17 protein-coding genes are annotated in these 16544 nt (G+C 69.9%); 13 read left to right on the plus strand and 4 right to left on the minus strand.

The features are described from left to right. The 7 genes from VFW66_12915 to VFW66_12945 all read left to right on the plus strand — a co-directional run bounded on the left by VFW66_12915 (position 1) and on the right by VFW66_12945 (position 5006). Positions 1-747, plus strand: coding sequence for a biotin--[acetyl-CoA-carboxylase] ligase (locus VFW66_12915; GenBank protein HEX5387600.1), 747 nt, complete (start codon positions 1-3; stop codon positions 745-747). 74 nt (positions 748-821) lie between these two features. Then, positions 822-1610: a type III pantothenate kinase gene (locus VFW66_12920; protein HEX5387601.1), complete on the plus strand. Its 789-nt coding sequence runs from the start codon at positions 822-824 to the stop codon at positions 1608-1610. A 19-nt stretch (positions 1611-1629) separates the two neighbouring features. Further along, the gene (locus VFW66_12925) at positions 1630-2553 is read left to right on the plus strand and encodes a UbiA family prenyltransferase (protein HEX5387602.1); all 924 of its coding nucleotides are present in this window, start codon (positions 1630-1632) and stop codon (positions 2551-2553) included. Between the two features lie 62 nt (positions 2554-2615). Next, positions 2616-3245: a hypothetical protein gene (locus VFW66_12930; protein HEX5387603.1), complete on the plus strand. Its 630-nt coding sequence runs from the start codon at positions 2616-2618 to the stop codon at positions 3243-3245. A 3-nt stretch (positions 3246-3248) separates the two neighbouring features. Further along, on the plus strand, positions 3249-3551 hold the full coding sequence (locus VFW66_12935; GenBank protein HEX5387604.1) for a hypothetical protein: 303 nt from the start codon (positions 3249-3251) through the stop codon (positions 3549-3551). Continuing rightward, entirely contained in the window at positions 3493-3963 is a 471-nt protein-coding gene (locus VFW66_12940) for a hypothetical protein (GenBank protein ID HEX5387605.1), read from the plus strand. Before VFW66_12935 ends, VFW66_12940 begins: the two co-directional genes overlap by 59 nt. Then, the gene (locus tag VFW66_12945) at positions 3960-5006 is read left to right on the plus strand and encodes a C40 family peptidase (protein ID HEX5387606.1); all 1047 of its coding nucleotides are present in this window, start codon (positions 3960-3962) and stop codon (positions 5004-5006) included. Before VFW66_12940 ends, VFW66_12945 begins: the two co-directional genes overlap by 4 nt. Positions 5007-5012: 6 nt before the next feature. Here the strand turns inward: VFW66_12945 and VFW66_12950 are convergent, their stop codons facing one another. Continuing rightward, positions 5013-6125 (minus strand): hypothetical protein, encoded by a 1113-nt coding sequence (locus VFW66_12950; protein HEX5387607.1) that lies wholly within the window; start codon positions 6123-6125, stop codon positions 5013-5015. Positions 6126-6499: 374 nt separating this feature from the next. Between VFW66_12950 and VFW66_12955 the strand changes: the two genes are divergently transcribed. From VFW66_12955 to VFW66_12970, 4 genes are all read left to right on the plus strand, one after another. Next, entirely contained in the window at positions 6500-6814 is a 315-nt protein-coding gene (locus VFW66_12955; protein HEX5387608.1) for a co-chaperone GroES, read from the plus strand. Positions 6815-6871: 57 nt separating this feature from the next. Then, complete coding sequence (groL, locus tag VFW66_12960) at positions 6872-8503, plus strand: chaperonin GroEL (GenBank protein HEX5387609.1); 1632 nt, start codon at positions 6872-6874, stop codon at positions 8501-8503. A gap of 111 nt (positions 8504-8614) precedes the next feature. Continuing rightward, positions 8615-9835: a tail fiber domain-containing protein gene (locus tag VFW66_12965; GenBank protein ID HEX5387610.1), complete on the plus strand. Its 1221-nt coding sequence runs from the start codon at positions 8615-8617 to the stop codon at positions 9833-9835. A gap of 83 nt (positions 9836-9918) precedes the next feature. Next, positions 9919-10431: an Ig-like domain-containing protein gene (locus tag VFW66_12970; protein ID HEX5387611.1), complete on the plus strand. Its 513-nt coding sequence runs from the start codon at positions 9919-9921 to the stop codon at positions 10429-10431. A gap of 42 nt (positions 10432-10473) precedes the next feature. Here VFW66_12970 and VFW66_12975 read toward each other — a convergent pair whose 3' ends face one another. The 3 genes from VFW66_12975 to VFW66_12985 all read right to left on the minus strand — a co-directional run bounded on the left by VFW66_12975 (position 10474) and on the right by VFW66_12985 (position 12621). Next, positions 10474-11037, minus strand: coding sequence for a Uma2 family endonuclease (locus VFW66_12975; protein HEX5387612.1), 564 nt, complete (start codon positions 11035-11037; stop codon positions 10474-10476). A gap of 167 nt (positions 11038-11204) precedes the next feature. Continuing rightward, positions 11205-11411 (minus strand): hypothetical protein, encoded by a 207-nt coding sequence (locus VFW66_12980; GenBank protein HEX5387613.1) that lies wholly within the window; start codon positions 11409-11411, stop codon positions 11205-11207. A gap of 127 nt (positions 11412-11538) precedes the next feature. Then, positions 11539-12621 carry a hypothetical protein gene (locus VFW66_12985; protein HEX5387614.1) on the minus strand — a complete coding sequence of 361 codons (1083 nt, stop codon included), beginning with the start codon at positions 12619-12621 and terminating at the stop codon, positions 11539-11541. A 438-nt stretch (positions 12622-13059) separates the two neighbouring features. On the opposite strand from VFW66_12985, the gene VFW66_12990 reads away from it, so the two are divergent. Both VFW66_12990 and VFW66_12995 read left to right on the plus strand, forming a co-directional pair. Further along, positions 13060-13635, plus strand: a complete 576-nt coding sequence (locus VFW66_12990) for an ECF-type sigma factor (protein HEX5387615.1) — start codon at positions 13060-13062, stop codon at positions 13633-13635. Positions 13636-13706: 71 nt separating this feature from the next. Then, positions 13707-16430: a serine/threonine-protein kinase gene (locus tag VFW66_12995; protein ID HEX5387616.1), complete on the plus strand. Its 2724-nt coding sequence runs from the start codon at positions 13707-13709 to the stop codon at positions 16428-16430. The last annotated feature ends 114 nt before the right edge of the window (positions 16431-16544 follow it).

A 16544-nucleotide genomic window follows, 5' to 3' on the forward strand; every position in this document is an offset into this window, starting at 1 on the left:
GTGCACCACGTTCAGCGGTTCGACCGGTTGGCGTCCACCCAGGACGAGATCCACCGCCTTGCGGCGGCGGGCGCGCCGGCCGGCACCCTGGTGGTGGCGGAGGAGCAGGGTGCCGGACGCGGCGCGCGGGGGCGGCCCTGGAGCTCGGCGCGGGGCGGACTCTGGCTCACGCTGCTCTGTCGGCCGGAGGACGGAGCCGGCGCCGAGCTGTTGAGTCTGCGCGCGGGACTCGCTGCGGCGGAGGCGTTGGATGAGCTTGGCGGGCTGCCGCCCATCGCGCTCAAGTGGCCCAACGACCTCGTGGCAGATGGTCGCAAGCTGGGCGGCATTCTCTGCGAGGCGCGGTGGCAGGGCACCGCGCTCGAGTGGGTGGCGGTGGGCCTCGGCATCAACGTGCGGAACCCGCTGCCTGACGGCGCGCGCATGGCGCCCACGCGGGTGGCCGAGTGGCGGCCCAACGTGGACGTGGATGACCTGCTCTGGCCCCTCCTCGCGCGCCTGGTGCCGCTCGCTCGCGGCGGGCCGGCACAACTGAGCCCGGCCGAGCTGGCAACGTTCGCGCGGAGGGACTGGCTCGCCGGCCGCACGCTTCTCGCGCCGGTGGCCGGCGCTGCGGACGGCGTCGCGCCCGATGGCGCGCTGCGCGTGCGCCGCGCGGACGGCACGCTTGCCACGATCCGGAGCGGCGATGCGACGCCGGCCGTGACCGTTGCGCCAGGCGGCACCGCACCGCCGCGGGCTCGCTAGCACAGCCGCACTGACCGCGCGGCACACGTCCGAGCCGCGCAGACCGGCGGCGCACACCATTTCGGGGGCGGCCCATGCTGCTCGCGCTCGACATCGGCAACACCGAGATCACGCTCGGCCTCTTCGGCGGGGAGCGCGGCGACGCGCTCGACGCCCACTGGCGCCTCACCAGCAATGTCGAGCGAACCCCCGACGAGTGGGCCGCCGGCATCGCCTCGTTCCTCGATCACGCCGGCCGCGCGCCGGGGGAAGTGCGCGCGGCGTGCCTCGCGTCGGTGGCACCGGCCGTCACGGAGAGCATCGCCAGCGGTGTGGCGACGGCGACCGGGTGCGCGCCCGCGGTGGTGGATGCCGCGACGCCGCTGCCGGTGGCGCTCGACGTGGACGAGCCGCTCACCGTGGGCGCCGACCGCATCGTGAACGCCCTCTCCGCCATCGAGCGCATCGGTGGCGATGTGCTGGTGGTCGACTTCGGCACCGCGACGACGTTCGACTGCATCACCGCCGACGCACGCTTCATCGGCGGGGTCATCATGCCGGGGCTCCGTACCTCTGCCGACCAGCTCACCCGCCGCGCGGCCAAGCTCCCCGCCACCGAGCTGCGCCCGCCGGCGCGTGCAATCGGTCGCCGCACGGAAGACTGCATCCGCGCGGGGGTGCTCTTCGGAACCGCCGACGCGGTGGACGGCATCGTACGCCGGATCGCCGCCGAATGGCCCGGCGGCCGGAGACCCGCCGTGGTCGCGACCGGCGGACTCGCGGGGCTCGTCACCCCGCTCAGCGCCACGATCGAACGGGTGGATCCCGACCTCACGCTCCATGGGGTGCGGCTCGCGGCCGGACATTTGGGCCTGGCCTGGTGACCTTCGCCCCTCCGCGCCGATGAGCGGCGCCGCCCGCACCGCGGGATTCCGGGTCGCCGGCCCGCGGTTCGCCTACCTGCTGCACACGCGTCCCGCCGAGTGGCCGATCATGGCGGCCCACACGGCGCTCGGCTGGGTGCTCGCGGTGGGCCTGGCTGGCGCGGCTCGCGGCGAGCGGCTTGGCGCGGCGGCGCTCGGGCTTGTCGTCTGGGTCATCGGGCTCAACGGGGGCACGCTCGCCGTGAACAGCGCCTTCGACCACGACGAGGGCGACATCGCCTACCTGCGCAAGCCACCGCCGGCGCCGCCGCACCTCTTCGCCTTCGGGCTCGCGCTCATGGCCGCGGGACAGCTCGCCGCATTCGCGCTGCCGCGCGCCTTCACGCTCGTCTACGCCGTCTGCTTTGCGCTGTCGCTCGCGTACTCGGTGCCGCCGCTCCGGCTCAAGGCCGTGGCCGGGGCCGACTGGCTCATCAACATGTGGGGCTTCGGCACCTTCACGCCCTACGCCGGGTGGGCCGCGACCGGTCTTCCGCTGGATCCGGCGCGCGCGCTCGTGCTGCTCGCGTTCTGTCCGCTCTTCGCCGCGCTCTATCCGCTCACCCAGGTGTATCAGATCGAGGAGGACCGCCGCCGCGGCGATGACGCGCTCGCGGTGCGGCTCGGCCCCGTGCTGAGCCTTCGCATTGCCACGGCGATGGCGACCGTCGCGTTCACGATCTTCCTGGCCGCCGGCGTGCTGGCCGGTTGGCGGACCGGCCCCGGCGATCTGTGGCGCTGGGCCGCCCTCCTCGCGGCAGCACTCGCGTGGGCGGCGGTGCTCGTGCCATGGGTGCGGGGGGCCGCGCGCTGGTCGCCTGCGGCGCACCAACGCGGCATGTACCGCGCGCTGGGCGCCTGGGCCGTCACCGACCTCGTCGTGGTGCTCGCCTGGGCGAACTGATGCCCCTTGGCCCGCTCTGCGCCGGCCGGATATACTTGACCGTCTACTCCCTCGGAGATCGCATGGCCTCTGCGGTGGAACCCCGCGGCGAAATCGACCGCACCAACGTGTCCCACCTGGTCCGATGCGGGATCGAGCTTGGCCTGATCGAATGCGTGGTGGTGCTCCTCCTCTCGTTCATCACCCGCTTCACCGCCGGCACGGTCGAAAGCGTGCTGATGGCGATCGTGCTCATCGTCGGACTCGGATGCGTCTGCGGCCTGCCGGGCACCTGGACTCGCGCCTATACGATCGAGGGCATCGCCGGTGCCGCGGGCATCGGGCTCGGCGCGGCGTTCACCTTTCTGCTGGTCGACGTCTCGATCCTGCAGCCGATCGGGACCTACACCAACCGCTGGCTGCAGATCGGCGGCTTCGCCAACTGGTGGTACCACCCCGTATGGTGGATGCTCGGTACCTATCTCCCGTGGATGGGCGGCTGGATCCTGGCGAATCAGACGGCCAAGGACGGCCGCCCGTCGATCGTGCGGATGACGCTGAGCGGAATCATCTTCGCGGTGCTCTTTGCCATCGCCGCCATCCTGATCGGCTTCCCCGGCGCGGTCTGGCGGGTGCCCACATTCGGCGTCGCGTTCCTCCCCGGCATCGCCGCTGCCGCGGTGTACTCGGGCCTGGGGCTCCGACGCCGGTAGGAGATGCGCTGGCTCCGCCTGCTCCTCAGAATCTTCGGCTGGCTGCTCACGCCGCTTCTCGCGTGGGCAGCTTCGTTTTTCGGTGCGGTGGCCGGCGCGCTCATCGCGATGCACCTGCGCGAGCCCAGGACGGGGCTCATCGTCACCGCGATCGCGGGAGCGACGGCGGGCATCGTCATTATCCTGCTCTGGCTCCGGCTGCTCCGGCGCTCGCCGCACATCCGCGAGGCCCTCGCGGTGCAGAGCGATGGCACGCCCGACATCGTGGCGGAGTCGGACGAGGAGGCACCGCATCAATCGGGTTAACCTGCTGATTCTCGCCACGACGCTCGCGTGCGGAGGCCCGGAGCATGCCACGCCGGCGGCGCGCACGGTCGCGGAGAGCAATCCCGCCGCGCCGGCATCGGGCGCGAGCACGCCAGCGGCCGACAGCGGCGGACCCGCCGATTCCCTCGTGCTCCGCGCACCGCATGGCGTCGAGGTCTGGGCCACCTTTGCCCGCAGCGCGCGCGACAGCGCGGGGGCGGCCTGCGTGGAGCGCGCGCTCGAGATTCGCGACGGCGCACGCCGGACCCCAGTGCCGTTGCTCTACACCCGCGACACGCCGCGGCTCCTCAACGACTCCACCTTCACTGTGCAACTCTCCAACGCATGCCGTCCGGGCGCTGGGTACGCGGTGAACCTGCGCACGGGGCAGCCGGTGCCGACGGGACGATGAGAGCCGGCCCGGACCTGGCGCAGCGCGCGGTGTGCGCGGTTGCCTCCGTTGCGCTGGTCCTCGCCGCGCCGGTGAGGCGCGCCGCGGCGCAGGGCGTCGGCCTGGAGGTGGGGCATCTCTTCGAGGGCTCCGACTGGACGGAATACCACGCCGGCCTGGAGTACGAGGTGGCCGGTCCGCTGGGCGCGGAGCTCTACGGCACGTATCTCCGCGCTGGTGAGCCGGGCACCGAGCGTCTCTGGGGCGCGGGCCTGGATTTCACACTCTTTCGCGCGGGGCGGCAGGGGCTCTACTCGGTCGCGGGGGTTTCGGGAGGATATGCGAGCGGCGCTGCCAAGCACCTCTGGGGCTCCTGGTCGGCCGGCATCGGGCTTCAGGTGCTTCCGGCGGGCCCGTTCGGCATCGGTGCGGAGGCGCGCTGGCGCAAGCTATCGCCCGGCAGCCGGAGCGGCGTCGAGTTGTCGTTCCGGCTGGGTGTGGGGTTGGGGCGCCCCGGCCGGCCGGCGGCCACCGACGCGGCGCGCCCGATTGCTGTCGCCCCGAGTCCGCTGCCCCCACCCGCGCCGGCCGATGCGGCGCCGAGCGAAGGCCCCCAAGCGTCCGCGGCGCCCGCAGTGCTCCCGTCCTCCATGCCCTCTGCCATCACGGACCCGCGCACCCTCGCGGACTCTGTCGTGGCGACCGCCGCCGAGGCGATGGGCACCGCCTATCGCCTGGGTGGCACCGGGGCCGACGGGTTCGACTGCTCCGGTCTCATTCAGTACGCGTACGGCCGCCACGGCGTCGCGCTCCCGCGCACGAGCGCCGAGCAGGCGCATGCCGGCCGCAAGGTCCGGCGCGGCCTGGATGAGCTCCGCCCGGGCGATATTCTCACGTTTTCAACGACGGGCCGCGGGGTGACGCACGTGGGGCTCTACGTGGGCGACGGGCAGTTCGTCCATAGCGCGAGCCGAGGCGTGCAGTTGAGCCGCCTGGATGACGCCGATCCCTACGGCCGCTGGTGGTATCGGCGGTGGATCGGCGTCAGGCGCGTGGTGGAATAGCGCAGGTTACTGCTCGTCGTTGCTGGTGCCGTGAGTCCCGTGCTGGCCACCGTGATGGTCGTGCATGCCCCCGCTCACCGGTACCTGCAGCGACGCGAGATCCTTCTGCATAGTGGGATCGGTGGGGTCCACGGGCGGCAGCTTGCTCATATCGTCCGGCGCGAAGAGGCCCACCATCGACGCCATGGCACCGCTCGGAATCGTCTTGCCGGTCGGGTTGTCGTACTCGGCCACGACGCGGTAGTGGTGTCCGGCCTCGAGCTTGAGGCCTCGACCGGTCACGCCGAAGAGCTTGCGGCTGATGCCGAGCACCTTGCCGGCCGAATCGCGCTTGGCCACGACCTGCGTCAGCTCCTTGCCGCTCTCCGCGTCCATGAGCTTCACCATCACGCCGTAGTCGTGCAAATGGCCGCCGACGCCAAGCAGCCGACCGCTCACCGGCAGGGTGAACTCGTAGGCCTTGGTCGACTTGCCGGGCGGCACGTCGAACGTGTTGGTCCCGCCGATGGTGAGGTTCACATCCATGTAGATGGGAAGTGAATTCACCGGCCGTGGATTCTGATTTTTCGGCGTCCAGACGAGGCTCAGCTTGAGGTACACGTCGTCGAGGTCCTGGCCCGTCTCGTTGTGCCAGAGCACGTACATGCCGAGCTGGGTGCCCGGGGTCATGGGGACGCCAATCGTCTTCGGCACGGTGGCGTCATCCGTCTCGCTGCCGGCGCCCATGAGCCGCTCGACCGCGTCGTAGACCAGCTGGCGCCGGTCGAAATTCACCATGATGAGATGGTGCATCACCCGGCGCGGCAGGGTGTGGCCCTTTCCGTCTACGATCTCCCATTTAAAGCCGCGGAACCACCCTTCCACCGGCCACTCGAACCGCTGCACCGGCACATCCTCGCCCATGTGCATCGCCATCATCGCGGCGTCATCCATCGGCGGCATATTCTTGAGCTTCCACGGTCCGCTCGTGATCACCACCTCGTGGTCCGAGGAGTCGACCGTTACGCGGAGCGGGGGCGGCGCGGGCCCGCGCGGAGCGCTGGGGCCGGCGGGCGGGCCACCCGCCGCGGGGCCAACCGCGAGAAGCGAAGCGATCACGAACGAGCTCACGAGCGACATGCCTGACTCCTGAGGTATCGTCGGGGATGGGGCCGGGCGCGCGGAAGCGCTGCGCCCGAGTTGAACGCGAGGGCAACATCGGCCCGGGGCGGTCCGGAAGTCAAGGCGGCGGTTCGCATGTGGAATCGGCACGCTCCCGATCAACGGGAGCGCGTGCGCGGGTCAGAATGGCAGCGATTCGAGGCACCGCGGTTGCTCAAGGCGCCGGTTGTTCGCTGCACGCGTGCTTGACTTCGCGACTCCGGCTCTGCATATTCGCGCGCGACGTTGGCAGTCCTCGGCTACGAGTGCCAAGCGCCCTCAGGTGACTGGCGCCAAGTCATTGCGAGACAATTGGTTTTTCCGACTCATTTCACACGCTGTGGAGGTACGAGATGGCGACGGCAACGAAGACCAAGAAGGACCTCAAGATCGTTCCCCTGGAGGACCGGGTAGTCATTTCCCCCACCGAGGAGACCGAGGCCATGCGGGGCGGCCTGTACATCCCGGACACCGCCAAGGAGAAGCCGACTCAGGGCCGGGTCATCGCTGTGGGGCCGGGCCGCTACGAGAAGGGTGCGCGGGTGCCGATGGAGGTCAAGGTCGGCGACGAGGTCATCTACGGCAAGTACAGCGGCACCAACTACACCCATGAGGGCGAAGAGTACGTCATCATCAAGGCGGCCGATGTGCTGGCCAAGCTGAGCTGAGCCGGCGTTCGCCTCCACCAACTTTCTGCGCAGCACCTACCTAAGGAGATCTGACCGATGGCAGCGAAGGAGCTTCTCTACAATTCCGACGCCCGCGCCAAGCTCAAGCGGGGCGTCGATCATCTCGCCGAGGCCGTGAAGGTGACGCTCGGCCCGAAGGGCAGAAACGTCGTCATCGACAAGAAATTCGGCTCGCCGACCGTGACGAAGGACGGCGTCACGGTCGCCAAGGAAGTGGAGCTTCCCGATGCGGTCGAGAACATGGGCGCGCAGATGGTGAAGGAAGTCGCGACCAAGACGAGCGACCTGGCCGGCGACGGCACCACCACAGCCACCGTGCTGGCGCAGGCAATTTTCCGCGAGGGCCTGAAGAACGTCACCGCGGGCGCCAACCCGATGGAGCTGAAGCGCGGCATCGACCGCGCGGTCGAGGCCGTGGTCGAGCAGCTCAAGAGCATCTCGACGCCCTCGGCGGGCAAGAAGGAAATCGCCCAGGTCGGCACCATCTCCGCGAACAACGACAAGGAGATCGGCAACCTCATCGCCGAGGCGATGGAGAAGGTCGGTAAGGACGGGGTGATCACCGTCGAGGAGGCGAAAGGCCTGGAGACCACGCTCGAGACGGTGGACGGCATGCAGTTCGACCGCGGCTATCTCTCGCCCTATTTCGTCACCGATCCGGAGAAGATGGAGGCCGCGCTCGACGATCCCTATCTGCTCATCCACGACAAAAAGATCTCGGCGATGAAGGAACTGCTCCCCATCCTCGAGAAGGTGGCCCAGACCGGCAAGCCCCTGCTCCTCATCGCGGAGGACGTGGAGGGTGAGGCCCTCGCGACGCTCGTGGTCAACAAGCTTCGCGGCACGCTCAAGGTGTGCGCGGTGAAGGCCCCGGGCTTCGGCGACCGGCGCAAGGAGATGCTGATCGACGTGGCCAAGCTCACCGGGGGGCAGGTGATCTCCGAGGAGGTCGGCTTCAAGCTGGAGAACGCGACGCTCAACGACCTGGGCCGGGCCAAGCGGGTGGTGGTCGACAAGGACAACACCACGATCGTGGACGGCAAGGGCAAGGAGAGCGACATCCAGGGCCGGATCAACGAGATCAAGGCGGCCATCGAAAAGAGCACCAGCGACTACGACCGGGAGAAGCTGCAGGAGCGGTTGGCCAAGCTCTCGGGCGGCGTGGCGGTGATCAACGTCGGTGCGGCCACCGAGACCGAGATGAAGGAGAAGAAGGCGCGGGTGGAAGACGCGCTGCACGCGACCCGCGCGGCCATCGAAGAGGGCATCGTGCCGGGCGGCGGCGTGGCACTGCTCCGCGCCCAGGTGGCGCTGGAGAAGCTGCGCGGCAGCGAGGACGAGAAGGTGGGCGTCGACATCGTGCGCCGCAGCCTCGAGGAGCCGATCCGCATGATCGCCCAGAACGCGGGCGCGGAGGGCTCGATCGTGGTAGCCAAGGTACGGGAGTCGAAGGACAAGAACTTCGGCTACAACGCCGCGACCGACGCGTACGAGGACCTGGTGAAGGCCGGCGTCATCGACCCGACCAAGGTGACCCGCACGGCACTGCAGAACGCGGCGTCGATCGCGGGGCTCCTGCTCACCACCGAGTGCGTGGTGGTGGAGAAGAAGGAAGAGAAGCCGGCGGCCGCGCCGGCGGCTCCGGGTGGCATGGGCGGGATGTACTGAGCCCGGCTTTCCGCACCGTTCAGACGCGACGCCCCGGCCGAGATCGGCCGGGGCGTCGTGTTTCGCTCCGGTTTTCCGTTCTCTAAGTGAGGCACAACAACGAGGACGGACATGCGACGGTTTTCGCTCGGTTCCGGCACGGCGTTGGCCGTGCTCCTGTTGGTCGCAGTTTCGGCCGCCGCGCCAGCGGCCGCGCAGACGCCTTTGCTGGAGCTGCAACGCAGCGATTCCACCGATGTGCTCCATGTGAACGACGACGGCGGGTTCTCCGCGGCGGGCGCAGTCGGTGCGGGCGCAATTCCGGCGAGCGGCCGGGGCACCCGGTTCATGTGGTATCCCGGAAAGGCGGTGCTCCGCGTCGGGAGCGTGGATGGCTCGCAGTGGGACGATGCCAACGTCGGCCGGTTCTCGTTTGCGTTCGGTGACCGAACCGTTGCCAGCGGCGAGCATTCGCTGGCCCTTGGCAACTTTTCATCGGCCAAGGGCGATGGTTCCATCGCGTTGAACCAGGCGGTAGCAAGCGGGGTCAATGCTGTTGCAATCGGCCCCGGCACTGCCGCGAGTGGGCTGAGTTCTATGGCGCTTGGCCTTCAGTCCGTTGCGAGCGCGGAGCTCGCCATCGCAATGGGTCTTCGCACGGTCGCGAGCGGCCAGCGCGCGGTGGCGATTGGGAGCGATACCAAGGCGAGCGAGTTTGCGGCCACGGCGACCGGCAACAACACGACGGCGAGTGGACAGTTTTCCACGGCGATGGGCACCGGATCGAGGGCCATGGGCGCCGGGTCAGTCGCAATGGGCACGAAGGCGACAGCCGTTGGAGATGGCAGTTTCGCCTTCGCCGATGGGTCCGGTAAGGGCGTGAGCGCGGAGAACGCCAATCAGTTCGTGGTGCGCGCCAGCGGCGGCTACGTCTTCTATTCCTCCACCGATCAGACTCGCGGCTGCTTCATCCCGCCCGGCGAGAGCATCTCGTGCGCGTCGAGCCGGCTGGTAAAGGAACGCTTCGAGCCGCTCGACGCGGACACGGTGCTGGCCAAGGTGGCGCGGCTGCCCATCCAGGCCTGGAGCTATCGTGGCAACAAGGCTCGGCACGTGGGCCCGGTCGCCGAGGACTTCTACGCGGCCTTTGGCCTCGGTACGGGACCGCGCACGGTTTCATTCATAGACACCGGCGGAATCAGCCTCGTCGCAGTTCAGGTGCTCGAGCGGCGCACGGCCGCGCTGCGTTCTGAGAATGCCGCGCTCCGCGCGGAGCTCGATTCGTTGCGTGAGGCGGTGCGAGCGCTGGCCGCGGCCCAGGCCGCGTCCCGCCGGGCCGAGCCGCACCAATGATACGGATACGAGTGCGTTCGGCGGGGCGCCTCGCACTGGCAGCCGCACTCGCGACCGGGTGTGGGGGTGGCGCCGGTAGCGACGTGACAGGCCCACCGGACGCACGGCCGGTCGCGCACGTTGAAATCACCCCTGCTTCGGCAACGGTCGCCGTAGGCCGGACGCTCCAGCTCGAGGCGGTGACCAAGGCGAGCGATGGGAGCACGCTCGACGGCCGCGCCGTCGCTTGGGTGACGAGCAATGGCAGCGTGGCGGGGGTGGACCGCACCGGCAACGTCACGGGAGTCGCCGTGGGGACGGCGCACGTCACGGCCACGAGCGAAAAGGTGAGCGCAACCGCCGCCGTGACCGTCACCGCGACGGCGGCCGAGCACGTGTTGCGAACCTGGGTCGGTGGCGCGGCGGGCGGGCCGGCGAACTGGTCGCTTGCGGCGAATTGGAAACCCGCGGGTGTTCCGGGCGCGCTCGACACTGCTTTGGTGGCGGCGACGTCCGCACCGGCGGAATTGAGCGAGGACGTGCAGGTCGCCCGGCTGATCGTGGCCGGCGGCACGCTGCGCGATGCCGGTCACATACTGCTCGTGAAGCAGCCCTGAGCGCTGGGTCGGCGCCGCGGGCCGTAGTGTCGCCGGTGCCGCTCAGGTCGGCGGCTGGGCGGCCTCGATTGGCGCGAAGAGTGTCTCGAGCGTGAGAGTGAAAACGGTGGCCGCCCCGGCGGGCCGCCAGGTGAGCGCGTCGCGCTCGATCCGCGGGAAGCGGTCCTCGGGCGTCCACACCTCCACCTGCCGCGCATCGCCGTCCACCAGCCAGAGGCAGGGCACGCCGGCCTCCTGGTAGCGCCGGCGTTTGAGGAAGCGGTCGGCGCGTGCGGTGGACGGGCTCAGCACCTCGGCCACGAGCAGGAGCGTCCGCATCCGGGTCCAATCGAAAGTCGCGGCTTCGCCGATCGGCACGACGAATACGTCAGGCTGCACCAGCACGTCGGGCCCCCACGAAATGTCGGCCGGCGCCATCATCACGTGGCCGATGCGCTCGGTCTCGAGGTATCGGTGGATCGCCATGGCCAACCGGAACGCGAGCTCCTGGTGCCAGGCCCGCGGTGCCGGGCTCACCAGGAGTTCCCCGTATACTACCTCGTAGCGATTGCCGTCGTCCGGCAGCGCCCGGACCATGTCGGCGGTGTAGTAAAGGGGGGCGGGCATGCCCATAAGCTGGTCTCGGCGGCGAAGGGGGCGCAAGGCGGCATGCGCCAAGGTGCGCTCGCGTGGTTGCCACTGCAGCACCGGATTCGCGCACGACGGATTGAGAAAACGCTCCCGGCAGAAGCCCGGAGCGTTTTCTTGCGTCAGGACGGTGACGGGCGCGCAGCTCACGGGCAGGCGCCGTTCACCAGGTGATCCGCCGCAAATTGGCTCTTGAACCCATCCTGGAACGACACGTTCAGGTTCTGGGCGATCGGGTCCAGCTGGACGATGCTGTATGTCGCGGTACCGCCGCCGAGCAGGGTCTGCACGACGTCGAGGAAGTCCCGCACTTTGAGGCCGTTGAGCTCCGGCAGGTCGGTGAAGCCGCACATCCGGTAGTCGCCGCACGGGTGCGGGAGACGAGCGGAGTCACCGGGTCCAAGGACGGGGAGGGGTTCCCGAGATCAAAATCGCCCTCGAAGAATGTCTCGCCGAAGTCCACATTGAGCTTCAAGGCTGTCACGTTGCCGCCGAATACCCCCGACGGGGTCGCCGTTGGGTCGCCCTGATCGGTAAGGAGTGGTGCGGGCGCCCCGCACGCCGGGAGATAGCCAAGGACGTCCGAAGCAGCCAAGAAGCGAATGCTGAGGCCAGAAGACCCGGGGATGCCAACTTCGAGGAGTCCGAAGCGTTCGAGATGCCCCTGAGACCTTGCGAAAGGCTCACCGGCACGACGCCAGGAGTGTCGAACGAAGTCCCGTTGCCGAGCTGGCCCCGGTCGTTCCTGCCCGAGCACCAGGTACCGCGCGCGCTTGCACCGCAAACGTGCCCGGCGCCTGCGCTGATTGCGCTGGCGGTGAAGCCGCTCCGCACCGTCGGCGGGTTCTGGTCCCAACAAATCACCTGGTCGCCACCTTTGACCACGCCGCAACTGAAATCGCTGCCGCTGGCGATCGCGCTCAACGCGTAGTCGCCCGACACGGCGACCGGGCTCGTGGTCGCGGCACTTCCGTTGCCGAGGGCGCCCGCGCCCCAGCAGAGCGCCCGGCCCGCCTTGGTGAGCCCGCAGGTATGCTTGGCGCCGGTGCTGATCGCTGTAAAGGCGTGGCCGCCCTCGACCGCGGCCGGCGTCCGGCGTTCGGTGGTGCTACCATCGCCGACTTGCCCCGCGTCGTTGTTGCCCCAGCACAGCGCCTGAGCGGATTGGGTGATGCCGCAGGTGTGACTCCCTCCGTCCCCGTTCGCCGCCGGCGGCGGGAACGTCGCGCTCACGCTCACGGACGTGAACGCATTGCCGCCCGAGACCGCGACCGGCACGATGCTGGCCGTCGTCGTCCCGTTCCCCGCATGACCGCGCGTGTTCCGTCCCCAGCAGGCGATTCGGCCATCCTGGAGCACGCCGCAAGTGAGAAACGCGCCGGCGCTCACGCTCTGAAAGCGCAGCCCGCCGAGCACCGGCACAGGTGTGGTCCGGTCGTGCAGCGTGCCGTCACCCAACTTGCCGAACGTGTTGGCTCCCCAGCAGAACGCCCTGCCACTCTTGTCCACCCCGCAGGTATGGTCGAGACTGGCGCTCACCGATGCCAGGGCAAAGCCGGTCACCGCGCTCGACTTCACCGCGCTCGGACCGGACTCCGGCCCGGGGGGGGGCGCCGGCATCATGGCAACCGGAGAGGGCCAGCAGCAGCGTCAGGGCGCTCGAGATGGCGGCGAGATTCCAGCGGGTGCGGATGCTGGTGCTGACCAACGGCGCGGTTCGGGCGCGCGGGTCGGCGGTGCGAATGCTCGGCATGGGCCGGCTCCGAGAAGTTGGGGGTCGCTGAAGACGGCGGTGGCGTCGCATGCATGCCTCGCGAGCGTGGGAGCATCTGGATATACGCGGAACCCCGACGGCACGACACGCATGGCGCGGCACGGATCGCGCTCCTTGCGCGCCGGACCAGCACGGCTGAGGCGTTGCCGGCCGCTTTGACCTGCCGCGCCCCGGCGCACATATTCTGCTCGACCACGCCTCACCACACCCGAGCCCCGGCGAGGACGATGTCGCTGGACGCGCCCATCGGCGAGCTCGTGCGTACCGCAGACTCCGGGAACCCGGAGGCGGTGCGCACGCTGTTCGCGGAGCTCTATCGCGAGCTGCATGCGATCGCCGCGCGCGAGCTGCGCCGCGCGAACCCCGCCGCGACGCTCAGCACGACCACGCTGCTCCACGAGGCGTTCCTCAGGCTCTCGGCCCGGGACGATCTCCGCTTCACGAGCCAAGCGCACTTTCTCGCCTACGCCTGCACGTCCATGCGGCGCCTCCTGATCGACTTTGCGCGCTGCCGTCGCGCGCAGAAGCGGGGCGGTGAATTCGTCATCACGACCCTGCCGCCCGATGCCGGTGCCGCAGCGGACGCGGACGCATTCGCGGGCGATCGTCTCGATCAGCTCAACGAGGCGCTCGACAGCCTGGCCGAAGTGGAGCCGGTGTTGGCGCAGCTCGTCGACCTCCACGTCTTCTGCGGCGTGTCGCTGGTGGAAGCCGCCGCGCTGCGTGGGGTGACCGATCGGACCGTGCAGCGGGACTGGCAGAAGGCGAGATTGCTGCTGCATGCCGTGCTCGGCCGCGCCTGAGCGCCGTCTCACTCACCATGCAACCCGACACCCGAGCCACGACACGAGATCTCCTCCGGCGGATCTCGCCGTTGCTCGACGACGTCCTCGCACTCGAGCCGGACCAACGGGCGGGATGGCTGGACCGGCTTCGGTCCGAAGAGCCGGAGCTGGCGGGCAGGTTGGAGTCGCTGCTCGGCTGCCAGCATGGCGCCGAGACCGGTCTTTTCGTTGGCGCCGGCCTTTGGACCGAATTGCTCGGCCCCACCCCGGGCGCGGGCCGGCGCGTGGGCGCCTACACGCTCGAGCGCCCACTCGGGCAGGGCGGGATGGGCACGGTGTGGCTCGGACAGCGGAGTGACGGCCGCTTTGATGGCGCGGCGGCGATCAAGTTTCTGAACTTTCCGTTGCTGAGCCCGACCGGGCGCGAGCGCTTCCGGCGGGAGGGGACGCTTCTCGCGCGGCTCACGCACCCCGGCATCGCGCGCCTCATCGATGCCGGGGTGAGCGATGACGACCAGCCGTTTCTCGTGCTCGAATACATCGACGGCCGACACCTCGAGCGCTACTGCGACGAGGAGCACCTGCCGCCGGATCGCCGGCTTCGTCTGTTCCTGGAGGTGCTCGGCGCGGTGGAGCATGCGCACGCCAATCTGATCATCCACCGCGACCTCAAGCCGTCGAACATCCTGGTCACGCGCGAAGGCCGGACGAAGCTGCTTGATTTCGGCATCGCCAAACTGCTCAATAGCGAGGGGGAGGCGGCAGGGCACGCCACGCGCAGCGAATCCGGCACCCGGGCGCTCACGCCGGAGTACGCGGCCCCCGAGCAGGTGGCGGGTGGACCGGTGACGGTCGCGACCGACATCTACGCGCTCGGCGTCGTGCTCTACGTTTTACTCGCGGGCCGCCATCCCACCGGCGCGGGCTGCCGCTCGGCGGCCGAGCACCTGCGCGCGATCGCCGATACCGAACCGCCGCGCTTGAGTGCGGCCGTCCCCCACCGGCTCGGCCGGCTCTATGCCGGCGATCTCGACAACATCGTGGCCAGGGCGCTCAAGAAGCGGCCGGAAGAGCGCTACGCCTCAGTGGGAGCGTTCGCGGGCGACATCCGCCGCTATCTAAACCACGAAACGGTGAGTGCCCGCCCGGATTCGCTGCACTATCGGGCGGCGAAATTCGTCCGCCGCAACCGGGTACCGGTTGTGCTCGCGGCGCTCGTGGCGCTAGCGCTCGCGGGCGGCGTGGCCGGCACCGTCGTGCAGGCGCGCCGCGCCGTGCGCTACGCGGCGCGCGCGGGCAGGGCGGCGACGGCGGCGGTGGACCAGCGGAACTTCGCGCTGCGCCAGCTCTCGCGCGCCGAGGCGATCAACGAGCTGAACGCGTTCGTGCTTGCCGATGCGGCGCCCTCCGGCAAGCCGTTCATGGTCGGCGATCTGCTGGCGCGGGCTGACAGCATCGTGGATCGGGAGCGCGCCGAGACGGACGGGAACCGTGTCGAGATGCTAGTCGCGATCGGACGCCAATACTCCGAGCTGGAGGAGCAGGAGACCGCGCGCACGGTACTCCAGCGCGCCTATGATCTCTCGATCGGCTTGCACGAGCGCCTGCCCCGCGCGCGGGCGGCCTGCGCCTTGGGCGCGGAGCTGGGCCGGTCCGGCGAGGCCGCATCGGGGGAGCGGCTGGTGCGCGAAGGGCTGGCGCAGCTTCCGGACGAGCCGCAATACGCGACGGGGCGCGTCTTCTGCCTGCTGCTGGGAAGTATGATCGCGCGCGAGGCGGGCCACGCCGAGAGCGGCGTTCAACGCGCGGATTCCGCGTGGCAACTGGTCGCCCGGATGCCGTTGCCGCCGGCCGTGCTCACGCTGCACGCGCTGATCGACCGGGCCGAATCTTACCGCGTCGCCAACCAGGACCGAGCCGCCGAATCGGCGTTCCAGCGCGCGTTCGCGCAGCTCAAGGCGCTGGGCCGCGAGAACACGCAGACGGCGGGCACACTCCTCAACGACTGGGCGCTCACGCTCTACGACATGGGCCGCCCGCGCGAGGCGGAGCAGCTCTTCCGGCGGGCCATCCGGATCGCGAGCCCCGACGGCCGCGACAGCCTCGTGTCGCCGATGTTGCTCACCAATCTCGCCCGGGCGCTCATGGTGCTCGACCGGCGTCCCGAGGCCATCACCTACGCGCGGAATGCCTACGCCCGGAGCCGCAAGGCGGGCGACGGGATCGTCACCAACCAATCGCTGCTGCTGCTGCACGAGCTGTATCGCGATACGGGCAACCTGGCCGGCGCGGAGCGGACGCTCGCGGAGGTGGAGCCGCGGCTGCGCAAGGCGCTGCCGGCCGGCCATTACGTTTTCGCGGTGCTCGTCTCGCACCGCGCGATGCTGGCCCTGGCGCGCGGCAATCTGGACTCCGCGCTGGTGCTGTCGGATCGGGCAATCGCGATGGCGGACAGCACGGAGGGCGCTGTTTTCGCGTTGCTGCTGCGGCGCCGGGCGGACATCGACGTTCGGCTCCGTCGCGACGTGGCGGCGCTCGACGACATCCGCCGGGCGATCGAGCTCACGAAGGCGCGGATCGAGCCCCGCACGCCGTCGGACGTGCTGGGCGTCGAGTATGTCATTCTCGGTCGCGCGCTCTTAGCGGCAGGCCGGCGCGGTGGGGCGGCCGTGGCCTTCGATTCGGCGCAGAGTCACCTGCAGCGGACCCTCGGTCCCGACCACCCGAAGACCCGCGAGGCCGCCAAGCTTGCCGCCGGCGCTCGCGGCGCCGATGCGCATCCGCACACTGCGGACTCGTCGCGCAAGCGTTGACGTACGTCCGCGCCGGGCACCAGCTCGCCGCTGCTCCTCGGAATGCGACGTCCGGATAAATTGGTGCAAGGATTCGACGAACGCCGTCGAGTTGCGGCCGGAGCCCGATGTCGA

It is taken from the genome of Gemmatimonadales bacterium, assembly GCA_036279355.1.
Classification (GTDB): domain Bacteria; phylum Gemmatimonadota; class Gemmatimonadetes; order Gemmatimonadales; family GWC2-71-9; genus DASQPE01.